This is a genomic window from Streptomyces lonarensis (assembly GCF_012033735.1).
Classification (GTDB): domain Bacteria; phylum Actinomycetota; class Actinomycetes; order Streptomycetales; family Streptomycetaceae; genus Streptomyces; species Streptomyces lonarensis.
Genome location: NZ_JAAVJD010000011.1, coordinates 14,989 through 35,556 on the forward strand (window position 1 = coordinate 14,989; position 20,568 = coordinate 35,556).

A 20,568-nucleotide genomic window follows, 5' to 3' on the forward strand; every position below is an offset into this window, starting at 1 on the left:
TTCTCCTTCCGACGCCGGCACCGGCCCGCTCACCGGGCCAGCTGCACGGTCGCGATCTCCCACGCGCCGACCGGGACGGTCAGCACCCCGTCGGTGACGGGCAGTTCCTCTCCCGGACGTCCCAGCAGGTCCGCGCGGCGGGCGCGGGTGAAGTCGCCGGCGAGGCGGGCCCGGGTCGCGGAGCCGCCCTCGGCGACGAACCGCACCTCGGTCCACCCCTCGTCGCGGGCCCGGACGGCGGTCAGCGCCACGCCCGGCCCGGTGACCGACAGGCCGGTGACGGGCTCGGGCAGCCGACCGCCCCGCGGCGCGCGGCCCGGGACGCCGTACAGCGCGTGGCGGAACTCCTCGGCGGACCGCAGCACGTCGCCGTCCTGCCAGTCGCCCGCGTACGGCGCCAGCGCGAGGGTGACGGTCCGCTCGCCGCGCGCCTGGGCGCCGGGCGTCGGCACCTGCGGTCCGGCCGGCTCGTCGCGGTACACATGGCGGTTGCGGGAGATGCTCCCCACTGCCCGCAGCAAGGTCAGCGCCAACTCGTCGCCGCCGTGCGTGAGTTCGTACTCGCTGTACTCCTCCAGCAGCACGGCGAGCCCGCCCGCGGCGACGAAGCCCGCGGCGGGGAACGTCGCCACCGGCTCCTCCCCGCCGCCGCCCTCGGCGGTGAGCCCCCGCTCGACGACGGCGAACTGGCCCTCCGCGAAGGAGGACGCCGCCCGGTGGGGAAGCGGCAGCCGCAGCCGCAGCCGGTGGTCCTCGCAGCGGTTGTCGAACCGCACGGTCAGCCGCACGAACCGCTCACCGGCCCGCAGCTCCACCTCGGTGGTCACCGTCACCGGCTCGGTCCGCGCGGAGCGGCCCCCGGTGGCGAAGTCACCCGCGGCCGGCCAGCGGTAGTCCCGCTCGATCCGGAGCGCCGAGGTCAGCGGCGAGCGGCGTACCACGCCGACCCGCACCTCGTCCGGGTCGCCCACCAGCACGTCCGCCTGCGGCGGCGCGTAGTTGTAGGTGTCGCCCAGGTCACCGCCGTCCTCCAGCGCGCCGACGCCCGTGGTGCGCACCCCGTCGGCCTCCAGCGTCAGGGTGCCGTCGGCCGCCACCTCGACCCGCAGCAGTCCGTTGGTGAGCGCGCGGCCGTCGGCCCGGACGTCGTGCGGCGGCAGCGAGGGGACCGTGCCGGCGGCCGGCGCCCGCACCGCCGCGTGGCCCAGCGGCGGCACCTCCACCCACACCGGCACCTCCTCCTCGGGCAGCGCCAGGATGCGCACCCGGACCTCGTCCCGCCGCCAGTCGCCGCCCGGCCGTGCCAGCGCCTCGCGGACCTCGGAGACGTCGAACGGCAGCGAGGTGTGGCGCGCGACGCGGAAGGTCAGCGTGTCGCCGGTGAGGTCCCAGGCCGTGATGTGCCGCCCGTACAGCTCGGTGCCGTGCACCCGCGCCAGCGCCACCGCCCCCGGGAGCCGGTCGTCGGCCAGGACCTCGCCGCCGTCCCGCTCGGCCGTCACCATCACCACGCCGGAGCGCGGGTGCGGGGAGGGGTTCACCACCAGCACCGCGTCCTGCGGCACCTCGGCGGCCAGCCGCCGCCCGATCATGTCGCAGACGGCCTGGCCCAGTTGCTCGGCCTCCGCCATCCGCGCGCCGACCTGGACCGCCGTCTCGTCGCAGCCGCACCCGGTGACGGAGTCGTGGCCCGAGACCGCGATCAGCCGCTGCCACGCCATGTCGAGGAACCGCTGCTCGCCGCCGTCGCCGTACAGCGCGGCCAGCGGCTCCGCGTACCGCTCCACGGCGCGCTCGGCGAGGCTCATCGCCCGCTTCAGCTGCGGCCGGACCGAGTTGACCCCCGGCAGGATGTTGGCGCGCGCGTGCGAGCGCAGCTCGCCGTGGACCACCGGCAGGCCGTCCACCGACTCCGGCAGCTCCGCGAAGAACGCGGCCAGCGTCTCCAGCCGCGTCGGGACGCCGGTGACGGCGGTCGCCGCGGCCAGCTGGTCCGGCGCCTGCGGGGCGGGCGCGGTGTGGTCCGAGCCGAGCATCCCCAGCAGCGGGGTGGTGGTGCCCGGCAGCGCCCAGGGCGTCATCCGCTGCGACAGCTCCGCGACACGGTCCGCCACGGAGTCGGCGTCGGCCAGCAGGCCGGCCGCGTTGCCGTAGCCGCCGGCCGCGAGGTACCGGGTCCGCACCGCGGTGCCGTCCGGCGCCGTCCAGGCGAAGGAGTCGGTGGTGACCGCGGTCGGCACCCCGCGGTGGACGCAGGCGTGGTGCAGCCCGGCGCGCCGCAGGATCTGCGGCATCTGCGCGATGTGGCCGAACATGTCCGGCAGGTAGCCGACCGGCATGACGCCGCCCAGCTCCGTGGAGCGCCGTATGCCGCGCTCCAGGTTGCGGACGATCTGCTCGCCCGAGCAGAGGAACTCGTCCATGAGGATGTCCCACGGGCCGATCGCCAGCCGGCCGGCCTCCACCAGGGCGACGACGCGCTCCCGGGCCTCCGGGCGCACCTCCAGGTAGTCGTCGACGGCGGCGAGTTGCCCGTCCAGGGTGAACCGGTGCCGGTCGTCCTGCTCCATCGTCTCCAGCAACTCGTCCAGCAAGCCGACCAGTTGGAGGCGGAATCGCTGGAACGGCAGGTACCACTCCCGGTCCCAGTGGGTGTGCGGAACGATGACGAGATCACGCATGGGCTGCTTCCCCGGTCAGTGCGTAGCCGTGCGCGGCGGCGAGCCGCGCGACGGCCTGTTGGGCGAAGGTGATGTCGGCGGCGGCCTCGTCGACGCCGGACAGTGGGGGCGTGCCCCGGGTGGCCAGCTCGTGGAACGCCACGAGTTCGGCCTCGAAACCCCCGGTGGGGGCGGTGTGGACGGTGCGGTGCTCCAGCTCGTCGCGACCACCGCTCACCGTGAGCGTGGTGGGGACGTTCAGTCGGTACGGCGAGGGGAACACCAGCTCCAGCGAGCCGCCGGCGTGGTGCACGGCCACCGTCTCCCGGTAGGCCGGGTAGCCGGGCTGGTACAGCCAGCGGATGCCGAACCGGCCGCCGTGGGCGAGGCTGCCCGACAGCTCCGCGGACGGCGGGTCGCCCTCCCCGGCGGAGGGGGCGCGCCACAGCGCCGCGTGGTCGACCCCGGCAGGGGCGCCCGCCAGCAGCCGGATCAGCGACAGCTCGTGGCAGACGCTGTTCATCGTGATGCCGTAGAGGGTCCGCACCTCCGGTGCCGCGTCGGCACCGAGCGCCGCGGTCAGCGGCAGCTGCTGCGCGGTGGCCAGCGCCGCGAGGACCGCCGGGTCCACGTCGCCGGGCGGAGCGGGGAGCCGGGCGAAGGCCAACTGCGCCTCGGCGGAGGGGTGCAGCACCGTGACCTCGATGCTGTGCACGGCCTCGGGGCCGCCGGCCTCCGCCAGCAGCGCCGCGAGCCGCCGCGTCGCCGGGTCGTACTGCTTCATGTAGCCGACCATCAGCCGGTCGGCGAGCCCCGCGTCGGGGCCGTCGGCGGCGAGCAGCCCGGCCAGCTCGCCGTGGGCGTAGCCGAGCGGCTTCTCGGCGAGGACCGTGTGGCCGCGGCGCAGCGCGTCCAGCGCGTCCGGGACGTGCGAACCGGAGGTCAGCAGCATCACGGCGTCGAAGCCGCCGTGGTCCAGCATCGCGCCGACCTCGGTGAACCGCCGCTCCTCGGGCACGCCGAACCGGTCGCCGGTCCGCCGCAGCACGCCGGGGGAGAGGTCGGCGAGCGCGGCGACGGCGAAGCGGTCGCCGAGGCGCTCCAGCAGCGGCAGGTGGACGGTCTGTGCGACCGTGCCCAGGCCGGCGACCGCGACCCGCACCCGTTCGGGCCGGTCCCCGCCGGGGCCGTCGCCCCCGGCGGTCGAGCCCGTCACAGGTCGGCCTTCCGGAGCACCTCGCGGTTGGTGCGCTGGTCGGCGAGGAGCGAGGCCGGGGCGCGGCCGGTGGCCGGCGCGTCCTGCTCGACGACGACCCAGCCGGTGTAGCCGATCTCGCGCAGCACGGCCACGGTGTCGGCCGGCGCGAGGTCGCCCTCGCCCAGCACGGTGAAGCCGCCCTCGGCGACGAGCTGGTCGAAGTCCAGCCCCGCCTCGCGGGAGCGCTCGGTCAGCGCGCGGGAGCCGTCCTTGACGTGCACCTGCTTGACCCGCGGCGCCCAGCGGCGCAGCGCGGCCGTCGGCTCCCCGCCGGCGAGGTAGAGGTGCCCGGTGTCCAGGCAGAGCGAGACGTCGGTGGAGTCCAGCACCCGGTCCACCTCGGCCTCGCTCTCCACGAGCGTGCCCAGGTGGTGGTGGTAGACGGCCTCCAGCCCGCGCTCCCGGCAGCGGTCCGCGGTCTCCTGGAGGCGGCGGGCGAAGCCCGGCCAGTCCTCGATGCCGCCCAGCGCCAGCCCCGGGCGGGCGAACCGCACCGGGTCCGCGGGCAGCGACAGGGTGGGGCGGGGCGCGAACCGGGGGTCGTCCACCTCGGCGGCGGTGAAGACGTCGAGGGCGGCGTCGAGGCCGGCGAGGTCCTCCCGCCAGCCGTCCTCGTCGGTGAACCGCAGGTCCACCCAGCCGCCGGCCAGGTGCAGCCCGGTCTCCGCGAGCCGCGCGCGCAGCGTGTCGCCGGTGCCGAGGTAGCCGATCGGGCCGGAGTCGACGCCCGCGTACCCGGCGTCGGCGAGTGCCGCGAGGAGCTCCGGGGCGGTGAACGGCGCGCTGTCCGGCTGGTAGATGCCGAAGTTGACGGGGGCGTTGGCCACCCGGATGGTCACTGACACAGTGCGATCACCTCGTTCTCGTAGGTCTCCAGACGGTGGGGACCGGCGTCGGCCGCCGCGGTGGCGCGGTCGCCGCGCACCACGGTGCGGGTCCCGTCGGGGCGGACGAGGACGAGGCCGTCCGCGTCGCGCGCGAGCAGTTCGTCGCCGTGGCGCAGCAGCAGCGGGGCGCCCGGCCCGGCGCAGACCGCGGTGCGGCCGGCGGCCAGCGCCGCCACCACGGCGGTGGGCGAGGGGTCCTCGGCGAGCACCCAGGTGGTGGGGGTGCCGGGGGTCTTCCCCTCCCCGGGGCGGTGGAAGTCGCTGCCGCCGACGGCGACCGTGTCCGGGCGCCAGGCGCGGGACCACGCCAGGGGCGCGCCCCAGCGTCGGTCCGCCCAGCTGGAATGCCACAGCTCGACGTGGCGGGGCCTCTCCGCCAGGGGAAGGCGCCACGCGCAGTCGCCGCTGAGCGGGTGGTTGAGCGACATCACCCCTCCGCCTTCCCGCGCGGCGCGGTACCAGTCGTCGGCCGGTCGGCGGAAGTCGACGAAGCCGGTGTCGCCGAAGACGTTGGCGTGGCCGTCGTCCCGGGTCACCTCCTGGCCGGGGACCAGCGTGATGCCGTGCCGGGCGCCGGCGGCGGGCAGGTGGGGGTGGTGGCTGGTGGTGTTGTGGTCGGTGACGGCGAGGAAGTCCAGCCCCTGCCCGGCGGCGAGCGACGCCAGCTCGTCGATGGTGAGGGCGCCGTCGCTGTGGACGGTGTGCGCGTGGAAGTCGCCCGCGTACCACCGGAGTTCGCCGCCGGCGCTCCGCAGCACCGGCAGCTCGCGGCGGGGCGGCCGCTCACGCGGTGGCGGCACGGGCGGGGGCGTGGGCTCCGGCGGCGCCGCACCGTGCGCGGTCACGCGCACGGTGTACTCCAGCCCCGCCGGCGGTACCCGGTGCAGCCGCAGCAGGACGCGCCAGGGGCCGGGTTCGGGGGCGCCCGGCAGGTAGCCGGGGGTGGCCCACCGCTCGGCGATCGTGAAACGGTCGCGCGCGCCGCCGGACCAGCCCCGGTAGCCGCCGGCGCCCTCGCACCCGAGGTCGAGCACCCCGCACCGCCGGTCGTACTCCAACTCGACGGTGACGCCCGCGGCCCCGGGAGCCACCTCGAAGGGCAGCTCCCGGAGGATCGCGTCCAGCCGGTCCGTCAGGGACCAGCGACCGCGGTGGACGGCGACCTCGCGGTTCACGCCGTCCCCGAGGCGCCCGCCGCGGCCAGCCCGGTCGGGTCGCCGCTGGTGACCAGCTCCCCGTCGCGGTAGACCAGCGCCCGGTCCTGCCGCGGCACGGCGAAGCCGCGGTCCCCGAGGGCGACCGGCGTGTCCTCGTCCACCACCAGTTGGACGAAACCGGCCGGGCCCTCCAGCGTCACCAACTGGGCGTGGCCCAGGTTCTCCACCACCCGCACCTCGCCCGCCAGCGAGCCGGGGACGGCGGTGGGGGAGTGGACCAGGTACTCGGGGCGGATGCCGTAGACGACCTTCTCCCCGTCGACCAGCCGGCCCGCGGGCTCCGGCGGCGTGGGCAGCAGCTCGCCGGCGACCTCGATGCCGCGCGGCCGGACGACCCCGTCGAGGAGGTTCATCGGCGTCGAACCGATGAACGACGCCACGAAGGTGTTGGCGGGCCGGCGGAACACCTCGCTGGGCGTGCCGAGCTGCCGGATGCGGCCGCTCTCCATCACCGCGATGCGGTCCGCCAGCGCGAGCGCCTCGGCCTGGTCGTGGGTGACGAAGACCGTGGTGACGCCCAGCTCCCGCTGGAGCCGCTTGAGGAAGGTGCGCGCCTCCAGCCGCATCCGCGCGTCCAGGTTGGACAGCGGCTCGTCGAAGAGGAAGACGCTCGGGTGGCACGCCATGGCGCGCGCCAGCGCCACCCGCTGCTGCTGCCCGCCGGAGAGCTGCCCGGGGCGCCGCTCCAGGTAGTCGCTCAGCCCCAGCTCCCCGGCGGTCGCCGCCGCCTTCTCGGTGCGCTTGGCGCGCGCGACCTTCTTGATGCGCAGCGGGTAGGCGACGTTCTCGGCGACCGTCATGTGGGGGAAGAGGGCGTAGTCCTGGAAGACCATCGCCACGTCGCGGCTGCCCGGCGGGGTGCGGGTGACGTCCACGTCGCCGATGTGCAGCGAGCCGCCGGAGGACTCCTCCAGACCGGCGACGGTGCGGAGCAGGGTGGTCTTGCCGCAGCCGGAGGGGCCGAGCAGCGCGAAGAACTCACCGTCCTCGACGGTGAGGTCGATCTCGTCCAGGGCGCGGACCCCGCCCGGGTAGACCTTGGTGAGCCGGTCCGTCGTGATGGCTGCCATCAGCGCTTGATACCTCCGTGGAAACGGAATCCGTAACGGGAACTGACGAACAGGAACATCAGGATCACCGGGACGGAGTAGAGCAGGGAGAAGGTCGAGATCAGCGCCAGGTTGGCCTGCCCGCCCTCCGTGTAGAACGTGTACATCACGACGGCGGCCGGGTACTGGTCCGGCGAGCGGAGCAGCAGGAACGGGATGAGGAAGTTGCCCCACACCTGCGCCACGGACCACACGCCGATCGTCGCCAGCCCCGGGCGGACCACGGGCACGACGATGTCCCGCATGATCTGGAACGGTGAGGCGCCGAAGACCCGCGCGGACTCCTCGTAGGACCGCGGCGTGCCGTCCATGAAGTCCTTGAGGATGAAGATGGCGCTGGGCAGCAGCCCGCCGCTGAGGACCAGGATGACGCCGAGCTGGGAGTCGATCAGCCGCAGCTCCGTCGCCAGGTTGAACAGCGGGACCATGGCGGCGGTGCCGGTGACGATCGACGACAGCAGCAGCAGGACGTACAGCAGCATGTCGCGGCCGGGGAGCCGGACCCGGCTGAGGGCGTAGGCGGCGAGCGCGGCGAACGCCACCACCAGCAGCCCGGTGCCGCCGGCGAGGATCACCGAGTTGCCCAGCGACCGCATCGCGTACGGGTTGTCCCACAGCACGCGGAAGTTCTGGAGGGTGAACTCCGGCAGCGACGCCGACAGCCCGGGGTTGGCGTCGAACGGCGCGACGGCCAGCCACAGCAGCGGCAGCGAGAAGAAGGCCAGCACCAGGCTGACGAAGGTGTAGAAGCCGATCCCGGCGACCGCCTTGCGGGCGCCCGCGCGGCCGGCAGCACGCTGCGCCTCCCGGCGGCGGTGCTCCGCATCGGGCGGCGGCGGACCGGACGGCGTGGTCGCGACGGCGACCGGGGCGGCGTCCGAGGCGCTGGGGACGGCGGCGTGGTCGGGGTGAGAAGTCATGTGCTCGCGTCCTTCCGCTGCCTGAGCAGTCGCATGTAGACCAGTGCGATCACCAGGTTGATCAGCAGCATCAGGACCGAGATCGCCGCGCCGAAGCCGAGCTCACCGCTCTCCAGGGCGATCCGGTAGATGAAGACCGGCATGATCTCGGTGCGGTTCTCGGGCCCGCCCGCCGTCAGCAGGAACGGCGTGAAGTCGTTGAACGTCCACAGGCTGATCAGCAGCAGGTTGGTCAGCACATGGCCCTTGATCCGCGGGAAGACCACGTCGCGCAGCTGCTGGAACGTTCCGGCTCCCGCCAGCCGTGCCGTCTCCAGGTGCGAGGGCGGCACGTTACCGAGCGCCGCCGCGTACAGCATCATGGAGAAGGCGGCGCCCTTCCAGATGTTGAAGACGATGATCGAGACCATCGGGTACTCGAGCAGCCACGCCGTTCCCGGCGTGTTCAGCAGCGCGTTCAGCGTCCCGCCGTCCCGGTCCAGCAGCGCGATCCACAGGAAGGTGATCACGGAGCTGGGCAGAATCCACGCCAGCAGGACGAGCGCCTCGACCGTGCGGCGCAGCGCGCCCACCCGGTTGCGCATCAGCCAGGCGATGGCGAACCCCAGCACGGCCTGGCCGAGCACCGCCGAACCCAGCACGAACTGCAGCGTCAGGACGAGAGAGTTGGAGAACCGGTCGTCACTGAGCGCCCGGTCGTAGTTCTCCAGGCCGACCACCTGCGGGTTCGCCGCGGCGAACCCCGTCAACTGGTAGTCGGTCAGGCCCAGGTAGACCGTCCACAGCGCGGGGAAGAGCAGGAAGGCGACGATCAGCAGCATCGCGGGGGCGACGAACCCCGCCGCCCTGCCGCGGCCCAGCCCCGCGGCGTCCGAGCGGTCCGTGCGCCCGGCGGGGGCGCCCGCGAGCGGGCGCCCCTTCGATCCGTTCACCGACGTGCCGGAGTCGGAGTCAGTTGGTGATGTTGCCGGCACCGCCGACGACCCCTTCCAGCTTGTCACGGTAGGAGGCCGCGACGTCCTGTGCGCTGTTGCCCGACACCACGGAGGCGGTCGCCTCCTGGAGCAGGGTGGAGACGCGGGTGTACTCCGCCAGACCGGGCCGGTACGCGGTGATCGGCAGCACCTCGTCGGCGACGAAGGTCAGCATCGGGTCGTCCGCCAGCACGTCGGCGTTGGTGTCGGTGCGGGCCGTGATGCGGGCCTCGCCCTCCAGCAGCGCCTTCAGCGCCTCGTCGGAGTTCATGAAGGTGAGCAGCTCGAACGCCAGCTCCGGGCTGTCGGTCTCCGGGTTGACGACGCGCGCCGAGCCGCCCGACATCGATGCGTAGTCCTGGCCGTGGATGCCCTTGCCCGGGGCGATCGCCGGGATCTTGGCGTAGCCGACGACCTCGTCGCGGTCCTCCATCGGCGCGATACCCAGCTCCGGGTGGACCACGGAACGCCAGAAGTAGTCGCCCTCCAGCAGGATGCCGATGCGGCCCTCGGCGAACTGCTCGAAGGACTTGTCCCGGCCCTGCGCCTCCTGCTGGAGCAGCGGGTCGCCGAGGCCGTCGCTGAAGATCGTCTCGTACAGGCCGAGGGTGTCGGTCACGGCGTCGGACTCGCCGCGCCACTTGCCCTTGTCCCAGATGTGCTCGCCGGCCCCGGCCAGCAGCGGCAGGAAACCCTGCATCGTGGTGGCCTCGCCCATCGCCGTGCCGGCGTTGAGCTGCACGGGCGTCACGCCGTCGATGCCGGCGAGGGCCTCGGCCGCCTCGATCAGCTCGTCCCAGCTCTCGGGCTGCCACTCGCGGTCCAGCCCGGCCTGCTCGAAGAGGTCCTTGTTGTAGAACAGCACCCGGCCGTCGGTGCCCGCCGGGATGCCGTACCGCTCGTTCTCGAAGCTGCCGAGCTTCTGCACGGCCTCCGGGATCTGGTCCCAGCCCTCCCAGAAGTCGGCCTGGGTGACCACCTCGGTCAGCGGCTTGATGTAGCCCGCCTGCGCGAACTCACCGATCCAGATCCCGTCGAGGTTCATGATGTCGGGGCCGGAACCGCCCTGGAGGTCGAGCGCGAGCTTGGTCTTGTACTGCTCGTCGTCCACACCGCTGGCGTCGAAGGAGACGTCGACGTCGACGTCGTCCTTCTCCTTCTTGTGCTCGACGAAGTTGGGTATGACCCACTCCTCGATCCACTTCGCCTCTTGCTCGTTCTTTCCGCCTGCGATGGCGTTGGCAGAGATGACCAGGCTGTCGGTGTCGGGGCCGGAGCCGCCACCGGAGCCGCATGCGGTGAGGGTGAGCGAGACGGCCGCGGCTGCGCCCGTCATCGCCACAGCACGTCTGGTGAACACAGTCATGTGGGGGTTCTCCTTGGTGAAGCGTTTCGCGAGAGTTTCACAGCGACGCGGCGACGTAAAGACCTGATGTCCTAACATCTGGACAACGCGGTTCCGACGAACGGGAGTCACCGCTATGACGAGACACGACGCGGCCGCGCTCGGACTCAGCGTGGACCGAGCGAGCCCGGTCCCCCTCTACTTCCAGCTCTCCCAGAAACTGGAAGAGGCAATCGAACAGGGCAGGCTGCCCCCCGGCTCGTTGCTGGGCAACGAGATCGAACTGGCAGCCCGGCTGGGCCTGTCGCGGCCTACGGTACGCCAGGCGATACAACTACTTGTCGAGAAGGGGGTGTTGTTGCGGCGACGCGGAGTAGGCACGCAGGTCGTCCACAGCCGTATACGGCGTGCCCTCGAACTCAGCAGCCTGTACGAGGACTTGGAAGCCGCAGGTCAGAGCCCGACCACCCGGGTGCTGTCCCTGGAGGAGGTCGCCGCCCCGCCGGAGGTCGCCGCGGCGCTCAACCTCGCCGCGGGCGAGCGCGTGCACCACGTGGAGCGGCTGCGGCTCACCCACGGGGAGCCGATAGCCCGGCTCTGCAACTACCTGCCGCAGGGTGTGCTCCGGCCCCGGGAGGCCGACCTCGCGGCCACCGGCCTCTACCGGTTGCTGCGCGACACCGGGGTGGTGCTCCACAGCGCAGGCCAGCGCATCGGCGCCCGCGCGGCCACCGCCGAGGAGGCCGAACTGCTCCACGAGGACGACGGCGCACCGCTGCTGACGATGGAGCGGACCGCCTACGACGAGACCGGGCGGGCCGTGGAGTACGGCTCCCACCTCTACCGGGCCTCGCGCCACAGCTTCGAACTCCGGCTGCTGGCGCGGCGCTGAGCCCCTCACCACCACGGCGCGCGGTCGAACCCCGCGGGCCCTGGAACCGGTGCCGCGACCAGCCCGCGGCACCGACCCGAGCAGACCGGCCCCCGGGCTCTTCGGCCGCCGGTGCCCCGGCCCGTCCGGCCGCCTTCTCCGGGCCGCCACGCGAGCGGCGAACGAACCGCCACGCCCATGGCCCCGGTGCGCCGCCCCCTCAGTCGCCGGACCGCTCCGGCTGGTCGAGCGCGGACGTGTCCGTCCCGTCCGCGAAGTCGTGCCCCGAGAGCACCGCTGCCCGGGCCAGCGTCATCCCCCCGACGGCCGACGTCGCCAGCTGCAGCACGACGGCGACGGCGAGCTTCACCAGGTCGGAGTCGGCCGGTGAGGTCAGCACCGACCCTCCGACCACCAGCACCACCCCGACACCGGCGGCCGTGGCCACCGCCGAGGTCCGCATGTAGGGGTCGCGCAGCCGCAGCAGCCCCACGCCGGCCGCCACGAAGACGAGACCGCCGAGCACCGCCATCGCCTGCCCCAGCGGGTCGAGGAACCCGGTCATCGTGCCCCCCGGGTGAGCGCGCGGGCGAGCGAGACGGCAGCGAGGAAGGCGACCAGCGTGGCGACGAGCACCAGGTCCATGGTGGCGCCGCTGCCGAGCCGCGTCCCCACCGTGGCGATCAACCCGATCACGGCGAAGGAGAGCAGGTCGGCAGCGACCGCGCGGTCCGCCGGGGTGGGGCCGCGCACGATGCGGTACGCGGCGATCAGTGCCGCCACTCCGCAGCAGGCGGCGGCGACGTCGATACCGGTCATGACCGTCCCTTCCAGGTGAAGGCGTGCAGCATCCGCTCCTCCATGTCACGGAGGTCGGCCAGGGCCGAGGCCGCGTCCGGGTGGTACATCGAATGGACCGCCAGGTGTCTCGCGCCGCTCGGTCCGCGGGTGACGCCGAGCGTCAGCGTGCCGGGGGTCAGGGTGATCAGCGACGCGATCAGCGTGACGTGCCCGTCGTGCTCCGACTCCAGCGGCATGTCGACCACCCGCGGCCGGGAGCGGTGCCCGGTCGTCAGGATGTCGCGCAGGACCGCGGCGGACGACTTCACGACCTCGACGGCGAACCACAGGCCGAACGCCGCCAGCCGGAAGGGGAAGGTGACCAGGGGGGTCATCCGAGCACCGCCTGAACGTAGGGGGCCGTGTCGATCAGGCCGGCGGCGGCCGTCGACGCCAGCGAGAGCAGGAGCTCGGCGCCCAGCCCGAGCGACAGGGTGATTCCGGCCAGGACCAGGGCGGGAAGGGAGCCGAGCACCCCCACCCGCGGCACGTCGGTGCGCTCACGCAGCGAGACCGCGACGCCGCCGCCGGAGCCGCCCGACCCGGCCGGGTCCGCGTCGGGCTCCTCACGCGAGACGAAGACGGCGTTCCAGATCTTCAGCATCGACAGCAGGGTCACCAGGCTCACCACGATCGCGACCACGGCGGCGACGACCTGACCGGCGTCCAGTGCCGCCAGGATCAGTGTCAGCTTCGCGACGAACCCGGAGAACGGCGGTAGTCCGGCGAGGGAGAGCGCTGCCATCAGGAAGGCCGCCGCGAGCAGCGGTTCCCGCCGCGCGAAGCCCTTCAGCCGATCCAGCCGCCCCTCCCCGGTACGCACCTCGATGGCGCCGGTGGACAGGAACAGCGAGGCCTTCACGATCATGTGGTGCAGCAGGTAGAAGATGCCCGCGGCCAGGCCGGCGGGGGTGAACAGCGCCACGCCCAGCAGGATGTACCCGATCTGGCTGACCATGTGGAAGGCGAGGATGGAACGCATCGTGTCCTCGCCCACGGCCCCGAGCACGCCGATCGCCATGGTCGCGCTGAAGACCACCACACCGATCCACAGGTACCGCTGGTCGCCCTCGAACACGACGGCGTACACGCGGTAGATGGCGTAGATGGCGACCTTGGTGTGCAGACCGGAGAACAGCGCCGTCACGGCCGGGGAGGTCGAGGGGTAGGCCCGCGCGAGCCAGCCGTGGGTCGGCACCACCGCGGCCTTCATCCCGAGGGCGAAGAGGCAGACGGCCGTGGCGGCCGCCACCAGGGGGGAGGAGCGCGCCGCACCGGCGAGTTCGGCGAGGTTCACCGTTCCGGCGGTGCCGTAGACGAAGGCGACGCCTGCGAGGAAGACCGTCGAGACGAAGAGGTTGAAGGTGACGTACAGCCGGGAGCCGAGAACGGAACCCAGGGTCCCCTCGCCCCGCCGCGCCAGGATCAGCAGGCCGTAGGACGGCAGCAGCATGACCTCGATGAAGACGAACAGGTTGAAGATGTCCGCCGTCAGCAGCGCGCCGTTCACCCCCGCGGTCAGCGTCAGGACCAGCGGGGCGAACAGCCGTACCGCGCCCAGACCGGTGTTGAGGGCGAACGCCGAGCAGACCAGGGTCAGCAGGCAGGTCACCAGCAGCATCAGCGCGGAGAGGGTGTCGCCGACGAAGGGGATGGAGATGCCGCCGGGCCAGCCGCCCACGCCGTGAGCGAGGACGTCGCCGGAGCGGGTCGTCGTGAGGAGCCACAGCGCCGCCGCCAGGTTGAGCGAGAGCGTCGCCATCAGCACCACGGACGGCCAGCGCGCGCCCCGGCGACCGAGCGCCGTGAGGCCCGCCGCGGCCAGCGGGAGCCCCACCAGCAGGGGGAGCAGGGTCGGGCTCATGCGCGGCTCTCCTCGTCGGTGGTCCGGCGCGCCGCGCCGCTGCGGTCGTCCGTGCCGGCGCGGTCGTCCATGCCGGCGCGGTCGTCCGTGCCGCTCGGCGCGTCCTCGTCGGCCGCGTCCGGGGCAGCGTCCTCGTCGGAACCCGCGGCCGGTGCGTCCTCGTCGGCCCGGCCGGTCACGGCCAGCACCAGCATGTAGACGGTGATCGCGAAGGCGATGACGATGGCGGTCAGGACGAACGCCTGCGGCAGCGCGTCGGCCGTCACCGCCGGGTCCGGCCCGCTCCCCAGGGGCTCCGTGCGGCGCAGGATGCCGCCGGAGCTGAACAGCAGCAGGTTCACGGCGTGGCCGAAGAGGACGAAGCCGATGATCACCCGCAGGAACGTGCGGTCGAGCATCAGGTAGGCGGCCCCGGCGACCAGGGCCCCCACGGACAGGGCGAGCATCATCGCGGTGCCTCCTCGGTGGCGCTGTGGTCGTCCTCCGCCGGGACGGAAGCGGACGCGGCGGTGGTCGGCCGCGGCGCGGTCGGTGCCCCGGCGCGGTCCCGGGAACGGGGCGGGTCGTCGAGGGGCGGCATCCCCAGGAGGTTGACGGCGGCCAGGATCACGCCGAACACCGCCAGGTAGACGCCCAGGTCGAAGACGAGGGCGGTGGTGAGGTGCACGCCCAGCAGATCCGCGTGGAGCGGTCGCAGGAACGATCCGTCCGCCAGGCCCAGGACGCCGCTGCCGACGGCGACGAGGATGCCGACGCCGGTGATCGCCAGATAGGGCAGGCGGAGCGGCGCCGCGCGGTCGGAGACGGCGGCCAGGTAGAGCAGGGCGAGGGCGGACGCTCCCAGCAGCGCGGCGATGAACCCGCCGCCCGGCGCGTTGTGGCCCCGCAGCAGGGCGTACAGCGAACCCAGGAGCATCAGCGGGACCAGCGGGCGGGCCAGCGACCTGAGGAAGACCGTGTTCAGCGCGGGGTCCGACAACGGGCCGGGTGGCGCCGCGTCCGGTGTGCCGCCCACCGGGGTCCGCGCGGTCAGCAGCGCGGTCATCGCCAACGCGGCGATCCCCAGGACGACCAGTTCTCCCAGGGTGTCCAGCGCCCGGAAGTCCACCAGGATCGTGTTGACCACGTTGGTGCCGCCGGTCTCGTCCTCGGCCAGGCGCAGGAAGAACTCCCCGGCGGACGACAGCGCCCGGTCCCCGGTGAGCGCCAGGGTGCCGACGGTCGCGACGGCACCGGCCGCGACGGCGACGATCCCGCCGCGCAGCCGCCCTCCGGCGCCGCGTCGGCGGAACGTGGCGGGGAGCCGCCGCAGCACCAGCACCATGACGACGACGGTCAGGATCTCCACCAGCAGCTGCGTCAGCGCCACGTCCGCCGCGCCGAGCGAGTAGAACCACAGCGCCACGGTGAACCCGACGATCCCCGCGGCGATCACGGCGCCGAGCCGGGTCCGGGAGGCGACAGCCGCCACGACGCCCACCACGATCAGCACGGTGAGACCGACGTCGGCGACGGGGGCGCCACCGCCGAGCCCCCACTCGCCGGTGGTCAGGGCGGCGGCCAGCAGGCCCCCTCCCGCGATCACGACCAGGGGGACGGCGAGGTGGGAGGAGGGGTGGTCCGTCCGGGTGAGGTCGCCCACCCGGCGCCCCGCGGCGATCGTCGCCGACTGCGCGCGCGTGACCGCGGCGACACCCGTGAAGGGGAACAACCGGCGGTCCAGCGCCGCGTCGACCCGCACACGCTGCCACACCGCGATCGCGCCGCCCCCGACGGCGACCGCGGAGAGCAGCAGGGCGAGATTGACACCGTGCCACAGCGACAGCGGGTACAGCTCGCCCACCGCGGTTCCCGTGGCGTCCGCCGCAGCGGGCAGCACCACCGGGTCCAGCAGGCCGACGAGCAGGCCGCCGACCGCGCCGGCGACCGCGGTGGCGCCCACCGCCACCGCCATCGAGACCGTACCGCGGGCGGGCTTCAGCTCCATCGGCTGTCCCGGCAGCGTCCGGACGACGACGCGGGCGCTGTAGGCGACCGTCCCGACGCTCGCCGCCGTCGCCGCCAGTGCGATCCCCAGCCCCACCGCCGTCCCGGCCGGCGAGTGGGCCATGGCGTCGAGCACCAGCTCCTTGCTGGCGAAGCCGAGCAGCGGCGGGAGCCCCGCCATGCCCGCCACGCCCAGGACCGCCATCGCGGAGGTCCACGGCATGGCTCGTGCCAGGCCGTGCAGCTCACGGATGTCCCGGGTGCCGGCGCGCTTCTCGACGAGGCCGACGTACATGAAGCCGGACGACTTGAACAGGGCGTGCGCCACCACGTGCAGCGCGGCGGCGGTGAGCGCCTCGGGGGTGCCTACACCGATCACCGCGACCAGCAGGCCCAGTTGGCTGACGGTCGAGTAGGCGAACAGCTCCTTGAGGTCGGTCCGCTGCAGCGCGAAGACGGCGCCCATGATCGCGGTCCCGAGACCGACGGTCACCAGGATCGTCGGCCACACCCAGGTGGCGGACGCGGCCTCGGAGAACCGCATCAGCAGGTAGATCCCGGCCTTCACCATGGCCGCCGCGTGCAGATAGGCGCTGACCGGCGCCGGGGCGACCATCGCGTCCGGGAGCCACGCGTGGAAGGGGAACTGCGCGGACTTCGTCATCGCCGCGAGTGCCACCAGCGCCGCGACGATCCCCGCGAAGAGCGGGTCCTCGCGCCACACCGGGTCGTTCAGCACGGCGGTCAACTCGGTGGTGCCGGTGCGGACCACGAGAGCGGTCACCGCGCCGAGCAGCGCGAGGCCGCCGCCGGCGGTCACCAGCAGGGTGCGGCCCGCCGGGGCCGCAGCGTCGGGGGAGGACCGCAGGATCAGCAGGTAGGAGCAGAGGGTGGTGAGCTCCCACGCCACGAACATCACCACGATGTCGTCGGCGAGGACCAGGGCGAGCATCGCGAAGGCGAAGAACGCCATGAGCAGGTAGAAGCCCGGCGCCTTCTCCTTCACGTACGCGGCCGAGTACAGCATCACCAGGGCCCCGACGCCGAGCACCACCAGGGCGAAGAGGAAGGACAGCCCGTCGAGTTGCAGCCGCAGGGAGATGTCCGCCGCGGGAATCCAGGCGACGGACTCGGTCAGCGCGCCGCCGGTCGGGCGGAGCGTCACCAGTACCGCGGTGAGCAGGGTGAGCGCCGCGGCGACGAACCAGCCGGCCCGTCCTCCCCAGGAGCGCGCCACGGCCGGGGCGAGGGCCGCCAGCGTCGCGGCCGCGGCGAGCAGCATCATGAGCGTCATGCCGGGCACCGTCCCCGGTCGGGCGCGGCTCCCGCGGCATCAGCCGCCGCGGCGGCGGAGCGGCACGGCGGAGGGAGGTCGGAGACCACCCGTGCCTGAGCCGCACCTGTGGGAGGCGCACAGCGGAGAAGGAAGGGGAGAGGCACGGAAAGCCCTTTCGCGGTCGACAGAAGACGTCGCCGACCAGGCTTCCCGGCACACCATTTCGGACACCCTAGCCCACCAGGACCGGAGGTTCCGGGTGAGCTATCTCATGGTGTGCCGGTGGCTTCGGCGGGAACGCGACGAGGTTTCCCGCAGGTTAGCGCCCCCGGCGGCGGCGCCCGCGAACCCGGGCCGGACCCCGCCGCGTGGCCGGTGCGCGGAGGGGGCGGAAAAACGGCTGACGATCGCCTTGTGCGGTCATGGTCCGGACCGGACGTCACAGCCCTGTCACCAACGGGTCCCGTTCCTGCCCGGCCGCTGGTGGTACGGATGCCCCTTGGCATATAAACGGACGGAGGGCATGACAGGGGGATGGGACACATGGGGGAGTTCTTCACGGCCGCGCTCACGTATCCGGCCGTCATCTTCACCTTCCCCCTCCTCGTCGTCGTCGCGTACTGGCTGATCGCCGCGGTCACCGGCCTCGCCGGCGACCTCCTCGACGGCGGCGACACCGCGGAGGGGGGCTCGGCGGACACCGGAGGCTTCACCGGCGCACTCAGCGCGCTCGGCCTCGGGGGCGTTCCCGTCACCGTCGTGCTCTCCCTCGTCGTGGCCGTCTCCTGGTTCACCGCCCTGGTCGGCACCGTGCTCCTCGACGGCGTGCTGCTCCGCACCGTCGCCCTGGCGGTGGCGCTGTACACCGGCTGGCAGGCCACCTGGCTGCTGGCCCGCCCGCTGCGCCGCGCGCTCCGCACCACCTCGGCGTCCCGCAACGCCGACCTCGTCGGCCAGGTCTGCGAGGTGCGCGTGGGCTGCGCCCCGGGCCGCTTCGGGCAGGGGCTCGTCGCCCTGCCCGACGGCGGCACCGCCCTGATCGACATCCGCAGCGAGGAACCCGAACCGGTCCCGGCCGGGAGCCACGCCCTGATCTACGACTACGACGCGGCGGAGGACTTCTACCGCGTCGCCCCGGCCGGTGCCGCCGCCGACCCGCTCGGCTGAGCGCACCGCCACCCACCGGTCCCGGCCCCGCGAGCCGGCCCGCACCCGACACCACTGCAGGACCTGACCCACGAAGGACGTACCAGGATGGACACCTCCATCGGCCAGGGACTCGGCGTCCTCATCGCCGTCTCGCTGCTCATACTTTTCGTGCTGCTCTTCGCCGTCACCCGCCTCTTCCGCAAGGTCGAGCAGGGCAAGGCGCTGATCGTCTCCAAGATGCGCAAGGTCGACGTGACCTTCACCGGCACCGTCGTGCTCCCGGTGCTCCACAAGGCCGAGATCATGGACATCTCCCTCAAGGCCCTGGACATCAGCCGGGAGGGCAAGGACGGGCTGATCTGCGCGGACAACATCCGCGCCGACATCCGCATCTCGTTCTACGTCCGCGTCAACAACACCGTCGAGGACGTCATCAAGGTCGCGCAGTCCATCGGCACCGAGCGCGCCAGCAACCAGGTCACCCTCCAGGAGCTGTTCAACTCCAAGTTCTCCGAGGCGCTGAAGACCGTCGGCAAGCAGCTGGAGTTCGAGGCGCTCTACGACCGCCGCGACGAGCTGAAGCAGCGGATCATCAACGAGATCGGCCGCGACCTCAACGGGTACCGCCTGGAGGACGTCGCCGTCGACTACCTGGAGCAGACCCCGCTCGGGCACCTCGACCGCCACAACATCCTCGACGCCCAGGGCATCCGCAAGATCACCGAGCTGACCGCCGCGCAGAACATCCTCACCAACGACTTCCGTCGCAACGAGGAGAAGGAGATCACGCGGCAGAACGTCGACGCCCGCGAGGCCGTGCTGGAGCTGGAGCGCCGCCAGGCCGACGCCGAGATCAAGCAGACCCGTGAGATCGAGTCGGTCCGCGCCCGCGAGGAGGCCGAGGTCGCCCGCGTCCAGGCCGAGGAGCGGCTGCGCTCCCAGACCGCCGCGATCAAGACCGAGGAGCAGATCGGGGTCCAGAACGAGAACCGGGCCCGCGAGGTCGCCGTCGCACAGCTGAACCGCGAGCGGGTCGTCGCCGTCGAGAACGAGCGCATCGAGAAGGACCGCCAGCTGGAGGTCATCGCCCGCGAGCGCGAGACCGAGCTGCACCGCATCTCCAAGGACAAGGAGCTGGAGGGCGAGCGCCGCGAGATCGCCGACGTCATCCGCGAGCGCATCGCGGTCGAGAAGACCGTGGCGCAGCAGGAGGAGGAGATCAAGAAGCTGCGCGCCGTCGAGGAGGCCGAGCGCAACCGCCAGGCGGTCGTGATCGCCGCCGAGGCCGAGGCGCAGGAGCAGCTGGTCAAGGACATCAAGGCCGCCGAGGCCGCCGAGCAGTCCGCCGGCCACCGCGCCGCCGAGGAACTCACCATGGCCGAGGCGCGCCGCAAGGCCGCCGAGCTCGACGCGCAGGCCGCCATCCGGCTCGCCGAGGGCAAGCAGGCCGAGGCCGCGGCCGAGGGCCTCGCCGAGGCGCAGGTCCGCGAGCGGAACGCCGAGGCCATCGCCAAGGTCGGCGCCGCCGAGGCCGACGTCGACCGCCAGAAGCGCCTCGCCGAGGCCGAGGGCGTCCGCGAGCAGCTCACCGCCGAGGCCGAGGGGCTGAAGGTCAAGCTCCAGGCCGAGGCCGAGGGCATGAAGGACAAGATGCAGGCGGAGGCCGAGGGTCTCACCGAGAAGGCCGCCGCCATGGCCGCCCTCGACGCCGCCAGCCGCGAGCACGAGGAGTACCGACTGCGGCTGGAGGCGGAGAAGGAGATCCGCATCGCCGGCATCGACGTCCACCACAAGATCGCCGAGTCGCAGGCCACCCTCATCGCCACCGGCCTGGAGAACGCCAAGATCGACATCGTCGGCGGCGACTCGGTCTTCTTCGACCGGCTCGTCGGCGCCATCTCCGCCGGCCGCAGCGTCGACGCCTTCGTCGACAACTCCGAGCACACCCGGACGCTGGCCGGCAAGTGGCTCGATCCCGAGAACTCGACGTTCACCGACGACATCACCGGCATGGTCGCCGGGCTCGGTGCCGGCGGCATGCGCGACCTCACCCTCGCCGGCCTGCTCTCCGGGCTCATCTCCGGCGGCGGCGGCCACAGCGCCCAGCTCCGGGGCCTCCTCGACGCCGTCCGCGAACAGGGCCTCGCCGACACCCCGCTGTCGCAGCTGGCCACCCAGAAGCAGCTCAGCGACAGCTGACCGCCCCGAGCCG

The 20,568-nt window shown here is 73.2% G+C and carries 17 protein-coding genes; 3 read left to right on the forward strand and 14 right to left on the reverse strand.

Translation table 11 applies throughout. The annotated features are described in order from the left end of the window. Window positions 1-29 precede the first annotated feature (29 nt). Genes HCN56_RS03250 through HCN56_RS03285 form a run of 8 tightly spaced genes read right to left on the reverse strand, consistent with a single transcriptional unit; the run spans window position 30 to window position 10,391 of the window. Entirely contained in the window at window positions 30-2,681 is a 2,652-nt protein-coding gene (locus tag HCN56_RS03250) for a glycoside hydrolase family 38 N-terminal domain-containing protein (RefSeq protein ID WP_167967924.1), read from the reverse strand. Further along, on the reverse strand, window positions 2,674-3,876 hold the full coding sequence (locus HCN56_RS03255; protein WP_167967925.1) for a Gfo/Idh/MocA family protein: 1,203 nt from the start codon (window positions 3,874-3,876) through the stop codon (window positions 2,674-2,676). The genes HCN56_RS03250 and HCN56_RS03255 overlap by 8 nt, the downstream gene beginning before the upstream one ends. Next, complete coding sequence (locus HCN56_RS03260; RefSeq protein ID WP_312871022.1) at window positions 3,873-4,763, reverse strand: TIM barrel protein; 891 nt, start codon at window positions 4,761-4,763, stop codon at window positions 3,873-3,875. The genes HCN56_RS03255 and HCN56_RS03260 overlap by 4 nt, the downstream gene beginning before the upstream one ends. After that, window positions 4,754-5,980: a CehA/McbA family metallohydrolase gene (locus tag HCN56_RS03265; RefSeq protein ID WP_167967926.1), complete on the reverse strand. Its 1,227-nt coding sequence runs from the start codon at window positions 5,978-5,980 to the stop codon at window positions 4,754-4,756. The genes HCN56_RS03260 and HCN56_RS03265 overlap by 10 nt, the downstream gene beginning before the upstream one ends. Beyond that, complete coding sequence (locus HCN56_RS03270) at window positions 5,977-7,092, reverse strand: ABC transporter ATP-binding protein (RefSeq protein ID WP_167967927.1); 1,116 nt, start codon at window positions 7,090-7,092, stop codon at window positions 5,977-5,979. Before HCN56_RS03270 ends, HCN56_RS03265 begins: the two co-directional genes overlap by 4 nt. Then, complete coding sequence (locus tag HCN56_RS03275; protein ID WP_167967928.1) at window positions 7,092-8,051, reverse strand: carbohydrate ABC transporter permease; 960 nt, start codon at window positions 8,049-8,051, stop codon at window positions 7,092-7,094. The genes HCN56_RS03270 and HCN56_RS03275 overlap by 1 nt, the downstream gene beginning before the upstream one ends. Further along, a complete protein-coding gene (locus HCN56_RS03280) occupies window positions 8,048-8,983 on the reverse strand; it encodes a carbohydrate ABC transporter permease (RefSeq protein ID WP_312871023.1) in 936 nt (311 codons plus the stop codon). The genes HCN56_RS03275 and HCN56_RS03280 overlap by 4 nt, the downstream gene beginning before the upstream one ends. Before the next feature lie 19 nt (window positions 8,984-9,002). Continuing rightward, complete coding sequence (locus HCN56_RS03285; protein WP_245245865.1) at window positions 9,003-10,391, reverse strand: extracellular solute-binding protein; 1,389 nt, start codon at window positions 10,389-10,391, stop codon at window positions 9,003-9,005. A gap of 115 nt (window positions 10,392-10,506) precedes the next feature. Here HCN56_RS03285 and HCN56_RS03290 point away from each other — a divergent pair, with 115 nt between their 5' ends. Then, a complete protein-coding gene (locus HCN56_RS03290; protein WP_167967929.1) occupies window positions 10,507-11,262 on the forward strand; it encodes a GntR family transcriptional regulator in 756 nt (251 codons plus the stop codon). A 199-nt stretch (window positions 11,263-11,461) separates the two neighbouring features. On the opposite strand, the gene HCN56_RS03295 is transcribed toward HCN56_RS03290, so the two are convergent. The 6 genes from HCN56_RS03295 to HCN56_RS03320 are packed head-to-tail and all read right to left on the reverse strand — an operon-like array spanning window position 11,462 to window position 17,225. Then, complete coding sequence (locus HCN56_RS03295; RefSeq protein WP_167967930.1) at window positions 11,462-11,806, reverse strand: cation:proton antiporter; 345 nt, start codon at window positions 11,804-11,806, stop codon at window positions 11,462-11,464. Beyond that, entirely contained in the window at window positions 11,803-12,060 is a 258-nt protein-coding gene (locus HCN56_RS03300; protein WP_167967931.1) for an MrpF/PhaF family protein, read from the reverse strand. Before HCN56_RS03300 ends, HCN56_RS03295 begins: the two co-directional genes overlap by 4 nt. Beyond that, a complete protein-coding gene (locus HCN56_RS03305; RefSeq protein ID WP_167967932.1) occupies window positions 12,057-12,416 on the reverse strand; it encodes a Na+/H+ antiporter subunit E in 360 nt (119 codons plus the stop codon). The genes HCN56_RS03300 and HCN56_RS03305 overlap by 4 nt, the downstream gene beginning before the upstream one ends. Next, window positions 12,413-13,945, reverse strand: coding sequence for a monovalent cation/H+ antiporter subunit D family protein (locus tag HCN56_RS03310; RefSeq protein ID WP_167967933.1), 1,533 nt, complete (start codon window positions 13,943-13,945; stop codon window positions 12,413-12,415). The genes HCN56_RS03305 and HCN56_RS03310 overlap by 4 nt, the downstream gene beginning before the upstream one ends. Next, complete coding sequence (locus HCN56_RS03315) at window positions 13,942-14,394, reverse strand: sodium:proton antiporter (protein WP_167967934.1); 453 nt, start codon at window positions 14,392-14,394, stop codon at window positions 13,942-13,944. The genes HCN56_RS03310 and HCN56_RS03315 overlap by 4 nt, the downstream gene beginning before the upstream one ends. Beyond that, window positions 14,391-17,225: a DUF4040 family protein gene (locus tag HCN56_RS03320; protein WP_167967935.1), complete on the reverse strand. Its 2,835-nt coding sequence runs from the start codon at window positions 17,223-17,225 to the stop codon at window positions 14,391-14,393. Before HCN56_RS03320 ends, HCN56_RS03315 begins: the two co-directional genes overlap by 4 nt. Before the next feature lie 516 nt (window positions 17,226-17,741). On the opposite strand from HCN56_RS03320, the gene HCN56_RS03325 reads away from it, so the two are divergent. Both HCN56_RS03325 and HCN56_RS03330 read left to right on the forward strand, forming a co-directional pair. Further along, entirely contained in the window at window positions 17,742-18,374 is a 633-nt protein-coding gene (locus HCN56_RS03325; protein WP_245245866.1) for a hypothetical protein, read from the forward strand. 87 nt (window positions 18,375-18,461) lie between these two features. Continuing rightward, the gene (locus HCN56_RS03330; protein ID WP_167967936.1) at window positions 18,462-20,555 is read left to right on the forward strand and encodes a flotillin family protein; all 2,094 of its coding nucleotides are present in this window, start codon (window positions 18,462-18,464) and stop codon (window positions 20,553-20,555) included. The last annotated feature ends 13 nt before the right edge of the window (window positions 20,556-20,568 follow it).

Coding starts and splice junctions, on each gene's coding strand:
- HCN56_RS03330 (WP_167967936.1), top strand. CDS start 18,462: ATGGACACCTCCATCGGCCAGGGACTCGGCGTCCTCATCGCCGTCTCG.
- HCN56_RS03250 (WP_167967924.1), bottom strand. CDS start 2,681: ATGCGTGATCTCGTCATCGTTCCGCACACCCACTGGGACCGGGAGTGG.
- HCN56_RS03290 (WP_167967929.1), top strand. CDS start 10,507: ATGACGAGACACGACGCGGCCGCGCTCGGACTCAGCGTGGACCGAGCG.
- HCN56_RS03275 (WP_167967928.1), bottom strand. CDS start 8,051: ATGACTTCTCACCCCGACCACGCCGCCGTCCCCAGCGCCTCGGACGCC.
- HCN56_RS03315 (WP_167967934.1), bottom strand. CDS start 14,394: ATGATGCTCGCCCTGTCCGTGGGGGCCCTGGTCGCCGGGGCCGCCTAC.
- HCN56_RS03320 (WP_167967935.1), bottom strand. CDS start 17,225: ATGACGCTCATGATGCTGCTCGCCGCGGCCGCGACGCTGGCGGCCCTC.
- HCN56_RS03300 (WP_167967931.1), bottom strand. CDS start 12,060: ATGACCGGTATCGACGTCGCCGCCGCCTGCTGCGGAGTGGCGGCACTG.
- HCN56_RS03270 (WP_167967927.1), bottom strand. CDS start 7,092: ATGGCAGCCATCACGACGGACCGGCTCACCAAGGTCTACCCGGGCGGG.
- HCN56_RS03310 (WP_167967933.1), bottom strand. CDS start 13,945: ATGAGCCCGACCCTGCTCCCCCTGCTGGTGGGGCTCCCGCTGGCCGCG.
- HCN56_RS03285 (WP_245245865.1), bottom strand. CDS start 10,391: ATGACTGTGTTCACCAGACGTGCTGTGGCGATGACGGGCGCAGCCGCG.
- HCN56_RS03305 (WP_167967932.1), bottom strand. CDS start 12,416: ATGACCCCCCTGGTCACCTTCCCCTTCCGGCTGGCGGCGTTCGGCCTG.
- HCN56_RS03295 (WP_167967930.1), bottom strand. CDS start 11,806: ATGACCGGGTTCCTCGACCCGCTGGGGCAGGCGATGGCGGTGCTCGGC.
- HCN56_RS03325 (WP_245245866.1), top strand. CDS start 17,742: ATGGGACACATGGGGGAGTTCTTCACGGCCGCGCTCACGTATCCGGCC.